Raw genomic sequence first — 12,798 nt, 5'->3', positions numbered from 1 at the left:
ATTCATTATCAACTAAATTAACTATCTTTGCAGACGAAATAAAAGATATACAGAGATTTAATGAAGACATTTGAAGAGCTTGGCGTTTCTCCGGAGATACGTAGAGCAATTGAAGAAATGGGATACGAGAATCCCATGCCGGTACAAGAAGAAGTGATTCCGTACCTTTTAGGAGAAAATAATGATGTAGTAGCTCTTGCACAGACAGGAACAGGTAAAACAGCCGCATTCGGTTTGCCCTTGCTCCAACAGATTGACGTAAAAAACAGAATTCCACAATCGCTTATCCTCTGCCCTACCCGTGAGCTTTGTCTCCAGATAGCAGGAGATCTGAACGACTATTCCAAATATATTGATGGATTAAAAGTGTTGCCTGTATATGGTGGTTCTTCCATTGATAGCCAGATACGCAGCCTGAAACGAGGTGTACATATCATCGTTGCCACACCGGGACGTTTGCTCGACCTGATGGAGCGCAAAACCGTATCTTTATCTACCATCCACAACGTTGTAATGGATGAAGCGGACGAAATGCTTAATATGGGATTCACAGAGAGTATCAATGCCATCCTGGCTGATGTGCCGCAGGAACGTAACACACTACTGTTTTCTGCAACAATGAGCCCGGAAATCGCACGTATCTCCAAGAACTACTTACGTAACGCGAAAGAAATCACTATTGGCCGTAAGAACGAGAGTACCAATAACGTTAAACACGTTGTTTATACTGTACAGGCTAAAGATAAATATGAAGCTTTAAAACGTATCGTCGATTACTACCCACAAATATACGGTATCATTTTCTGCCGTACCCGTAAAGAGACTCAAGAAATTGCAGATAAATTGATGCAGGAAGGTTACAATGCCGATTCTTTGCATGGTGAACTTTCCCAAGCACAACGGGATGCCGTTATGCAGAAATTCCGCATCCGTAATCTACAACTGCTCGTTGCAACTGACGTAGCTGCCCGTGGACTTGACGTAGACGATCTGACACATGTCATCAATTACGGATTGCCCGATGATACAGAAAGTTATACGCATCGTAGCGGACGTACAGGACGTGCCGGAAAAACCGGAACTTCCATTGCCATCATCAACCTCCGCGAAAAGGGAAAGATGAGAGAAATCGAACGGATTATCAGTAAGAAATTCATTGTCGGAGAAATGCCGACAGCAGCAGGTATCTGTCAGAAACAGCTGATTAAGGTAATTGATGATCTCGAAAAAGTGAAAGTGAACGAAGAAGAGATTGCCGACTTTATGCCGGAAATCTATCGTAAACTGGAATGGTTAAACAAAGAGGACTTGATTAAACGAATGGTTTCTCACGAATTCAACCGTTTTGCAGAATATTACCGCAACCGTCCTGAAATAGAACAGCCAACCGATATCCGTGCAGAACGTGCCGGACGAGGTGATCGTAAAGAGGCTGGTTTCGAAAAAAGAAGCCGAAAAGCTGCTCCAGGCTTCAACCGCTTATTTATCAATCTGGGTAAAACGGACAGCTTCTTTCCAAGTGACCTTATCGGACTGTTGAACAGCAATACAAGAGGACGCATCGAATTAGGACGCATTGACCTGATGCAGAACTATTCTTTCTTCGAAGTACCTGAAAAGGAAGCGACCAATGTAATTAAAGCACTGAACAAGGCTAAATGGAACGGACGTAAGGTAGTTATTGAAATAGCCGGTGAAGAAAGCGGAAAAGGACGCGAAAACAGTTCTAATGAGCGCAAGGGAGGTAAACGATTTGGCGGCAAAAGTGATGAACGCGCACCACGTTATGAAAACAAAGATAGAAAACCGAAAGACACTTCGGCAAAAGGTGCTAAATCGACTAAAAAAGATAAACCCAGTCGTGCAGAACGAGGATATTCTGATGCCCGTGGTCCGAAAAAAAAAGATGACTGGCAAGAATTTTTCAAAGACAAAGAGCCTGATTTCAGCGAGGAAGGATGGGCACGTAGAAAAAACAAGAAATAAGTTTTTTCAAATTAACAAAAGTAACACATAAACAGTCCCTTTCGAAAGAATAGTTCTTTTCTTCAAAAGAGTACTCCTTTTTTAAAAAGAGTGCTCTTTTTGCATAGGTATTTACCAAATTGTTCCAAACATATGAAAGAGGAAGTATCTATTTTTGTGACATATTTATCTCTATTTATGTCACATATCCACAGAAATACATTAATGTCATGAAATCATATACTTTTTTTTAGGTTTCTCTGTAATTTTGTATGCAAAAAATAGATCTCACTCATTAGTGAAATAAGATTTCATGGACAGCAGGATATTAGTAAAAAGATTTCAAAACAGGAAACAAGAAACAGGTAGTTTTATCTCAATATTACTACCTGTTAAAAATTAACAATAAACATACTATAATTTTTAAATAAATGCCATGGGTTCAAAACAAGTACTTTTAAATTTTCTTATATGTGTAATAACAATAACAAGTTGTGATACCCCAAAACAGGTTATAGTGGGGAATGAACTAGCTTTGACACGAGCAAAACAAACATTGGATTCCTTATATTCCAATTACTCCGTACCAGGCACACATCTATTACGAGAAAATTATCCTCCCAATATCACCGAATACACCGCAACGTACCTTGCGTCTGAAATGCAAAAGAATATGCCCAACCAATATTCTTATTTGTGGCCTTATTCCGGTACCTTTTCTGCTGTAAATGCATTGTTCCTAGCCACACAGGACACCACTTATCAATCATTACTTAATAATAAAGTTCTGGTAGGGCTGGAAGAATATTTCGATACCCAAAGAGCACCCGAAGCTTATGCTTCATACATCAATACCGCATCACAATCGGATCGTTTCTATGATGATAATATCTGGTTGGGTATCGACTTCATTGATACCTATCTAATGACCAAAGAAGATAAATATCTGCGTAAAGCAGAAATCATCTGGAAATTTATAGAAAGTGGTATTGACGATAAATTAGGTGGAGGTATTTACTGGTGTGAACAAAAGAAAGAATCTAAAAATACTTGTTCAAATGCTCCCGGTTCAGTCTTCGCCTTGAAACTCTTTCAGGCTACTCAAATTAATTCATATCTGAACAAAGGAGAACAACTATACAACTGGACCAAAGCCCAGTTGCAGGACTCTACCGATTATTTATACTTCGACAACATCTCCCTGAATGGGAAAATAGGTAAGGCTAAGTTCGCCTACAATAGCGGACAAATGATGCAATCCGCCACCCTACTTTATCAGCTTACCGGAAAAAAAGAATATCTTACCGATGCCCAAAACATTGCTAAAGGGTGTCACAACTATTTCTTCATGAACTATACACCGAAGCATACCGATACATTCAAAATGATAAAAAAAGGAGATGCATGGTTCACAGCGGTCATGCTGAGAGGATTTATCGAACTGTATCAGATAGATCATGATAAAACTTATTTAAATTCCTTCAATAAGAGTCTGGAGTATGCTTGGGAACATGCGCGAGATGAAAAAGGACTGTTCAATACAGATTTCACCGGGAACTCTCAGGACAATAGAAAATGGCTATTGACACAAGCAGCCATAGTAGAAATGTACGCCCGTCTCGCTGCTATTGAATAATAAATTAATACATACCGCTTAAATAATCTAATTTTAATTAAACATGGAAAACAATCGTTTTATCAACAGAGTATGGTGGTTGAAATACCCACTACTTTGTTTATTGATTTGGCCAGTCTATACTACGGCAGCCAATGAACGTGAGGAAATAACCAATCAAACGGCAACTACCAATTCAATAACTTCACATCTTGAAGAAGAGTTTATGGAAGTCCAACAAAAGGGTAAAAACCGTACCCTCACAGGAGTTATTGTTGACGACACTGATGATAGTCCTATTATCGGTGCTAATGTAGTAATAAAAGGTAGTAAGACCGGTGTCATTACTGATGCAGAAGGACGTTTCTCTATTCCAATTAATGAAAAAGGAGGTACGTTGGAGATCAGTTATATTGGTTACAAGAAGCAGACAATGTACATTACAGACCAAGGTTTTGTTAATATCCGCATGAAGTCTGATAATGAAATGTTGAATGAAGTAGTCATTGTAGGTGCAGGTGTACAAAAGAAAGTTTCTGTAACAGGAGCCATAACATCTGTACAAGGACAAATATTAAAAGCACCCAGTTCTTCGTTAACAAACAATATTGCCGGTAAACTAGCAGGAGTTATTTCAAGAACTAACAGTGGCGAACCAGGAGCTACTTCCGAGTTTTATATCCGTGGTGTAGGAACATTTGGTGGACGTACCACTCCACTTATCTTACTCGATGGTGTAGAGATCTCTTCGGCCGATTTAGACCGCCTTCCTGCCGAATCTATCGAAAGTTTTTCACTGTTAAAAGATGCCTCTGCCACTGCTATTTACGGCGCACGTGGCGCCAACGGCGTAATGTTGGTTACGACTAAAGACGGTGAAATCAATCAACGTACCAAAATTAATGTATCAGTAGAGGCATCCTTACAGCAACCTCAAAAGATGCTTGAATATGTAGATGGCGCTACTTGGATGGAGATGTACAATGAGGCTGCATCGGCACGTGATGTATCTCCACGATATTCACCAGAAGATATAGAAATGACACGCAGCCATAAATTCCCTTACCGCTACCCAGATGTAGATTGGCAAAAAATCATGTTTAAAGATGCAACGTGGAATCAACGCGCCAATATCAACATAAGTGGCGGTGGTTCCAAAATCACTTACTACATGAGTCTACAAACCAATCATGACACCGGAATGTTAGATATCCCCAAGACCTATTCATATGATAACAACATCAACCGATGGAACTATATTTTCCAGAACAACCTCACCTACAAACTGACTTCTACAACCAAGATCGGCTTAAAGATGAATGCTCAGATCGGAAAATTAAAAGGACCTAATTATTCAGTAAGTGACCTATTCTATTCTGCTTACGAAGTAAATCCGATTGTATTTCCCGCTACTTACCCAGCACAACCAGACGATACACATATCCGTTTTGGTAACGCATCCTTATCAGGTAATAGCCTGTATACCAATCCTTATGCCAAAATGCTAAGTTCTTTCAAGGAAGAAAACTACAACACATTGAATACAGTAATGAATATTGAGCAGAATCTTGACTTTATCACTAAAGGATTGAAAGTGACTGCATTGATAAATTTCAAGAATTGGTCATCAACCAATTATACTCGTAGTATCGATCCATATTATTATCAAATGAAATTTGACACATGGAATCAAGATAATCCAAATGCGTACGTATTGGAACGCCTAGGAACTTCCGGTACCGATTATATTACAGAAAAAGATAACGGATATAGCTCCAATAATACTTTTTACTTTGACGCACGTATCGACTACAATCGCAATTTCGAGAAACACTCCGTATCCGGAATGTTAATGTATATGCAGCGTGAAAACCGCTCAGGTGTATTACCCAATCGTTTGCAAGGACTTTCCGGCCGTTTTACTTATGATTATAACCACAAATATCTTGCAGAGTTCAACTTTGGTTATAATGGCTCTGAACGTCTGAAAAAAGGCGAACGTTTTGAATTCTTTCCAGCCATGTCATTAGGTTGGGTAGTCAGTGGTGAAGATTTCTGGAAACCATTAGAAAATTATGTAAATTATTTCAAGATTCGTGGTTCTTACGGTATTGTAGGTAGCGATGACCTGGACTCTGGTGCTGGACATTTCCTTTATCTGAATACGGTAGTTCTCAATGGAAGTGGTTACAAAACCGGATTTGATGGTGAAATCACTTTGCCTGGGCCCGGATTCTCAACTCTAGCAGTAGAAAATGCTTGTTGGGAACGTGTTAACAAACTAGACATTGGAGTCGATCTGGAATTATTTAATCAACTGAATATTACATTTGACTATTTCTATGACCGTCGTTCTAAAATTCTACAAAAACGTGGTTCATGGCCAATACAAGCCGGTTATTATGGCATGGCTCCGTGGAGTAACATCGGCAAGGTAGACAATAAAGGAGTTGAAGTAAGTGTAAACTGGCGTAATGAAGTTGCCAAAGACTTATTTGTTGATTTACGCGCTAATCTTACATACAACAAAAACAAATATATTTATTACGACGAACCAAACTATGATGCTGTATGGAGAAAAAAGACAGGTCGTCCTTTGAGTATAACAGAAGGATACATTTCCGAAGGACTTTTCCTAAATCAAGAAGAAATAGACAATTGGCCTGACCAAACAGGACTTGGAAGCCAAGTTAAACCGGGGGATATCAAGTATCGGGATGTTAATGGCGATGGCATTATTACCGTTGATGACCAGGTGATGTTATCCGCTTATGGTGGGCTGCCTCGTATCCAATATGGCTTGGGCTTAAACATGACATATAAAGGATTTGATTTCGGTGTATTCTTCAATGGTTCAGCCAAACGCACAATTATGGCTAACGGTATGACCCCATTTGGTGAAAAGAACAATAATATGTTGAAAATCATAGCTGATGATTACTGGTCAGAAAGCAATCCGAATCCAAATGCTGCATATCCAAGATTAGGATTAACAAAAGCTCATACTGACAACAACACACAAAAGAGTAGTTTCTGGATGCATAATGGTAACTTTATCCGCTTTAAGACACTGGAACTCGGTTATTCCTTCCCGCATTGCCGTGTTTATATTAGTGGTGATAATCTGGCTGTATGGAGTCCATTCAAACTTTGGGATCCGGAACTAAATTGGAACTCCTATCCGATGCAGCGTACATTCAACTTTGGAGTACAGTTAAATTTCTAATATAAAAAATCGAATAATATGAAAAAGCTTACTATAAATAAAATAACATTAGGCGTTATATTGCCTCTCTGTACACTCATATCTTGTGATTATTTAGATGTAGTTCCACCAGAACAACCTGACATAGATGACACTATGCAAAATAAAATAGATGCGGTAGAATTTATCAGTTCATGTTATAAAGGAGTAGAATCCACAGCTCCTTTTTATACCCAATCTTTAGAATATTCGACCGATGAGGTTGTAGATCCTCCATTATGGGACCAACCTCAGCAAAGAACAGCCTGGAATATGTGGGCAGCCGGTTCTACAGATACTAAAAATAATGGATATTGGGAACGTCTGTATAACTATATTGGTCATTGTCATATGTTCTTGAATGTATTATCAGAATATCATCCTATTGGTTCAACAGAAGAAGACAAAATTAGGTGGAGAGCAGAAGCCGAATTCTTGAAGGCATACTACCATTCTCGGTTGCTGGCAATGTACGGCCCCATTCCTGTTATGGATCAGCGCCCTCCAATGAGTACTTTACCGGAAGAATTTCCCGGACGTTCACACTACGACTATGTAGTTAATTATATTGTAGATAAACTGGATAATGTAGTCAATTCCTTACCTGATGTTGGCAATGCGGACGATTGGGGACGCGCCACCGCATCAGCAGCAAAAGCAATAAAAGGGCGTGTACTTCTTTACGCCGCTTCTGATTTATGGAATGGCAAGTTCCCTTATCCAAATTGGAAAAATAAAAATTATGAAACTCCCGGATATGGCAAGGAATTAGTTAGTCTTTCTTACTCTAGAGAAAAATGGGAACGTGCTTTGACCGCTAACTTAGAGGCACTAAGCTATGCAGAAAATGAAGGACAACGTAAGTTACTAGATATGGATGTAGTACAAAACTTAATTACAAGAGATCAATTACCCCTACCTTATGTACCAGGCATAGACGCCAGTACAGAAGAAGGTAAAGAATTTCTAAAGCGAGTATTATTAAGACGCTATATTGTAAACTCTGATGAAAATGATGGTAATACAGAAATCATTTGGGGAGTATTTATGACCTCTGATAAAGAGAAAATCAATTACGGTCCATGGCCAAAGCGTGTCGCCCAATACGGGAGCAACTGGAAAGACGGTTGGTGTGCCTTTGCCCCGACACTAAATACAGTCGAGCAGTTTTATACAAAAAAAGGAAAACTACCTGAAACAGACTCAGAGTTCCCTTCCAAAGATGAATGGTTCTCTTCTGCCAATCTCGACCGCCCAGAGATAATAAAACTGAATGTAAACCGCGAACCTCGTTTCTATGCTGATATATCTTTCGATGGGGACGATTATTCACCTAAGATGAACGGCGGAAAACCACTACGTATAAACCTACGTGATGCAAATTTACAGGGATATAATCCTGATTTACATAATCGCGATTTTACAGTGACAGGGTATTTTATGAAAAAATACACATCACCTAATATCCTTGTTTCAACAGCTACAGGAGCTGACAATAAGTCAAATTACGCAAAACCACTTTTCCGTTTGGCAGAACTTTACCTGAATGTAGCAGAATGTTATGCAGCCCTAGGAGATGAAACCAATGCTATTAAATATCTGAACCCTATTCGCAAACGGGCAGGTATTCCCGAACTAACAGAAAATGATATAACGACTGATATGTCTATTATTGAATGGGTACGCAGCGAACGTTTTATCGAGCTTTGGGGCGAAGGACACCGTTACTATGATGTACGTCGCTGGATGATTGCACCGCAAAAACTGAAAGCCGGTGTACGAGAAGGTTTAAATGTAGAAGGAGCAGGTAAAAACCCGTCTTTTGGCACATTGAACCAACGTACTGTTATCAAACAGCAATTCCAATGGGATAACCGTATGTACCTATGGCCTATTTTGGCAAGTGAAATTTATAACAACCCGCAATTAGTACAAGCTCCGAACTATTAATCATTACTTTTCAAAAGTCACAAATATGAAAAATATAATATATTTATTACTACTGACAGGTATTCTACTTTCTTTAGGAGCCTGCGAGGGATCGGAATATGAGCTCGAAAACACAATTCCAACTAAATGCCACAAAATATTGTATCTGAAGAATAGTGGCAAACAACAAATAACATTATTCAATACAGGGCAAATCAATCATTATAGCTTCTCCATTATTAAAGCAGGAAGCAACCCTGACCTGGAAGCTAATGTTGACATTAGTCTACTAACACAGGAAGAAGTGGATAATCACTATAGTAATCTGGATGGCGTAAATTACAAAATAATTAGTGAGAACGGCTATTCTTTGAACGCCACCCATTTAGACTTTTCCACAGTTGACAGAAGTAAAAAAATAACAGTATCTTTGGATGCACAAAAAATTTCGGAAGATATGGAAAGCGATCCCTCAGCAACATGGGTATTACCCTTGCAGATTAGCAGTAAAACAGATTCTGTCAATGTCAACATGAAAGAACTTTTCTTGCAATTAGAAGTTCGTAATGCCTCTGTTGGCTTTAAAGAGGTTGGTACAGGAGTAAAAGAGATTGAATACGGTCGTATTGAATCCAGTATTAATTACAATGCGACATTCAAACTTGATATAGCCAATCAATGGAATCTGGTTTGTGGTTTTGAAGCAGCAAGCCAGTCTTATGTTGATGAATACAATACCGCAAACAAAACTTCATACAAGTTACTACCTGAAGGTTCATACTCATTCGCGGAGATTTTAGAACTTCCTGCTTCTATTTCAGAAGCGGTTCTAAGAATCACTATAGATGGCAATCAATTGAAAGAATTGTCCAAAGAGAATCGAAGTGGTGAATATATATTGCCTGTACGTATCAAGAGTGTCAATATGTTTGAAGTCTCTACCACAAATAACGTCTACGCAGTGACTATTCGAATTACACCCAAACTAGATCGTTCAGAATGGACAATAACAGCCAGTTCAGAAGAGTTAAATGGTTCAAATTCCGGAAAAGGAGAAGGACCGGCCAAATATATGTTGGATGGAAACTCTAATACATACTGGGAAAACCAATGGAAATCCGAACCTGCTCCTGTGCCGACATTACCTTATACACTCATTATAGATACAAAGAAAGAACATACTTTCTTTAAGTTCTTTATGCAGCAAAGAAGGACAAATATAGGAACAAAGGGAGGTACATTCTATATAAGTCCCGATAACAATAACTGGACTAAAGTAGGTACTTTCCAAATGGCCCAAATCACAGCAGTACAGGAATTTGACATCACAGAGGCCAAAGGACGATATATAAAAATAGTAGTAGAATCAAGCCATATAGGACAACAAGCACAATTGGCAGAATTCTATGCTTATGGTGAATAATCAAAAATAATTAATAAATTCCGCAAGTATTCTACTTTTTTTCCTACATTTATCCTATTTGTAGATAAAAGATCTGACTAGAATACTTGCGAAACTCAAATAACTAAAAATATGAATCATTTCAGATTTACAAAAATGGCAGCCATACTTATCGGGCTTACTGCCATATCCGTTTCTTGTTCCGGTGACGATAATCTACCCGACCCTCTAATGAAACCCGGAATCTATGCTCCTTATGAAATTGATTGGACAGCCGCTGCTGATTCTGCTTCGCAAACATTTATTGAACGTTTTTATTGCAGTGAGAAACGCGGTGATTCCGAATGGGTGTTTTCTTATACGGAATATAATAAAGATAACAATAGTGGTAACTGTTATTGGCAACAGGCTCATGCTATGGCTGTAATGGTAGAGTACTACAATCGTATCAAAAACTCCAAACCGGAAGAAGCTGCAACTATCCGTACTTATTTTAAAAACTGGTATGACAGGAAAGGTAATAACTACATGAGTAAACATCCTGAGTACGGCGGCTCAACAGGATTTGGTGCTGACTGGACTGATGATGTATGCTGGATAACCATTGCCCTGCTTCAAATCTACGAGGCAACAGGTGAAAAAATATACTATGAAACAGCAAAGAAGAACTGGGAAGAAATCATATGGCCCAGACATGAAATTAATCCATACGGATGGCTTCCAGGAAGATTGCCTGATACAGGTGCAAATGAATGTACTAATGGTCCAGGCTGTATTGTAGCTTGTATGCTAACTAAATACGAAAGAGATGCCGGAAATGAAAAAAAAGCGAACGAGTTTTTAGAAGCCGCTTATGCTTGTTTCGAACAGCAACACTATGTAATGGAAAAAGATGGTACGTTGGGAACTGTACCATTAAGTTATACACAAGGCACTTGCATGGAATCGGGACGTTTACTATGGAAACTGACCGGAGACAAGGCATATCTTCTCAAAGCTATCCAAGCAGCCCGCGGACAAATGACATCTGTACGCATGAATACAAGATATAAAGGAGAAATGGTAATGCGTAATGAAAACACTTCCTATAATGACGAGAATAACTCCATCTTTCACGCTGTTCTCTTCCATTGGGCCGCACGTATGATAGTTGATACAGGCATTGATAACCATGATAGCAGAATCCGCGGAGAGCTCTATAAATACATTAACCGCCATGCTTCTTATTATTGGACACAGGGCATTGATAAAAACCAAGGCCGGTGGGAGAACTCTTACTTCAGTCCTTTATGCTATGAACCCAGAGAAGAAGGAACAGGAGGCTCTCTCGGTGCATATACAAGTGCAGCCCAAGCAATAGAATCCATGTGTATGATTAAGGACATTAAATTTGATTAAATAAAAAAGACATATATGAGAAAAATAATAATAGTATTGTTGGGAGTCTTGTCTATAATCTCGGGACTCACCGCATGTAGCGATGACAACGACAATATTGACACAAAATTTAAAGCTGCAGATTTGCTTTATTTTCCACGTAATGAATATCCTGTCATCATAGAAAAAGGACTGCCCGTCAAGTTTGAATGGGCATATTCAAAATCAAACGATTATATCTTCGTAACTTATGAAGTCTTATTTGACAAAATTGACGGAGATTTTTCCCATCCAATATATAAAATAACCAGCTTGAATGATGGTATAAGCCCTGAACTCACAGTCGAAGCTTCAACAATGGACTTAATTGCTAAGGACGCAGGTGCTGAACTTGGGGAAACAATTATGTTAAAATGGACTGTTCGTGCGCAAAAGTACAAAGAGACTGTGACCTATGGAGGTGAATCAGGAGTTCGTACAATTCTTATAACACGAATTAATCCTCCTATGAAAGAGGTAGAACTTCGCATTCTAGGCACAGCAACCGAAAGACCCGAAGCTGGAATCAAACTAGGCCAAGCAATGACCATAGAAGACACTAAAGAAAATTATTCATTGCCCTATATAGAAGGAAACTATGAATGTTTCACAGAACTGAAAACAGGAGAATGGTATCTGCGTGACGAAGGAAACAATAAATATTATACACTTCTGGAGAACGGAAATATTGAAGAAACTGAGGAAATGACAAAATCTACAATTTCTTATAATGGTAAATATTGGCTCTTAATAGATCTATCCCAAATGAAATGGTCTGTGAGGGAAATCGAGAAAGTGGAATTTTTCAACAGACCCTGGTTTGCAAACAGCTATTGGAAGGCAATGGAATATGAAGGAAATGGAATTTGGAGTGTGACCGATTATGCTTGGACTATTGGAAACGGACAGAACTATGATTCCCGTTACGCAGTCAAAGTCACCTATAAAAACCCAAAATTTGAAGAACGTTGGGGATACCGTTATAAAGATTGTAATGATTTCAACACAGCCCTAAGTGATCCATCATTTTTCAGAATATATCGCTATGCTTTTTGGAATAGCATTGACTCAAATGCATGGCACGCTACATGGAAAACAGTGAATGATAATCAAGGTTACAATCAATTAGCCACATTCAAATTCTACATGAATCAAGACCAAGGGTATTATATTCACGAACGTTCATTTAAAGATAAATAGGTGAAACTTGTGACATAAATATATCTG

Annotated in this window: 7 protein-coding genes; all 7 read left to right on the top strand. The window is 38.7% G+C overall.

What is annotated here, in order from left to right; all coding sequences use genetic code 11:
• Positions 1-60 precede the first annotated feature (60 nt).
• The 7 genes from I2I04_RS08395 (at position 61) to I2I04_RS08365 (ending at position 12,771) form a co-directional block, all read left to right on the top strand.
• Positions 61-1,986 carry a DEAD/DEAH box helicase gene (locus I2I04_RS08395; protein ID WP_195654790.1) on the top strand — a complete coding sequence of 642 codons (1,926 nt, stop codon included), beginning with the start codon at positions 61-63 and terminating at the stop codon, positions 1,984-1,986.
• A 415-nt stretch (positions 1,987-2,401) separates the two neighbouring features.
• Complete coding sequence (locus I2I04_RS08390) at positions 2,402-3,601, top strand: glycoside hydrolase family 76 protein (RefSeq protein WP_195654789.1); 1,200 nt, start codon at positions 2,402-2,404, stop codon at positions 3,599-3,601.
• Between the two features lie 43 nt (positions 3,602-3,644).
• Entirely contained in the window at positions 3,645-6,806 is a 3,162-nt protein-coding gene (locus I2I04_RS08385; RefSeq protein ID WP_195654788.1) for a SusC/RagA family TonB-linked outer membrane protein, read from the top strand.
• Between the two features lie 18 nt (positions 6,807-6,824).
• Entirely contained in the window at positions 6,825-8,774 is a 1,950-nt protein-coding gene (locus I2I04_RS08380) for a RagB/SusD family nutrient uptake outer membrane protein (protein ID WP_195654787.1), read from the top strand.
• A 25-nt stretch (positions 8,775-8,799) separates the two neighbouring features.
• Positions 8,800-10,176, top strand: a complete 1,377-nt coding sequence (locus tag I2I04_RS08375) for a BT_3987 domain-containing protein (protein WP_195654786.1) — start codon at positions 8,800-8,802, stop codon at positions 10,174-10,176.
• A gap of 111 nt (positions 10,177-10,287) precedes the next feature.
• Positions 10,288-11,553: a glycoside hydrolase family 76 protein gene (locus I2I04_RS08370; protein WP_195654785.1), complete on the top strand. Its 1,266-nt coding sequence runs from the start codon at positions 10,288-10,290 to the stop codon at positions 11,551-11,553.
• 15 nt (positions 11,554-11,568) lie between these two features.
• Positions 11,569-12,771 (top strand): SusE domain-containing protein, encoded by a 1,203-nt coding sequence (locus tag I2I04_RS08365; protein WP_195654784.1) that lies wholly within the window; start codon positions 11,569-11,571, stop codon positions 12,769-12,771.
• The last annotated feature ends 27 nt before the right edge of the window (positions 12,772-12,798 follow it).

The sequence above is a fragment of the Bacteroides sp. 1001136B_160425_E2 genome (assembly GCF_015559655.1).
In the GTDB taxonomy this organism is placed as follows: domain Bacteria; phylum Bacteroidota; class Bacteroidia; order Bacteroidales; family Bacteroidaceae; genus Bacteroides; species Bacteroides luhongzhouii.
Note: the sequence above shows the minus strand (reverse complement) of the source record. Positions and strands in the feature narration are given on the sequence as shown.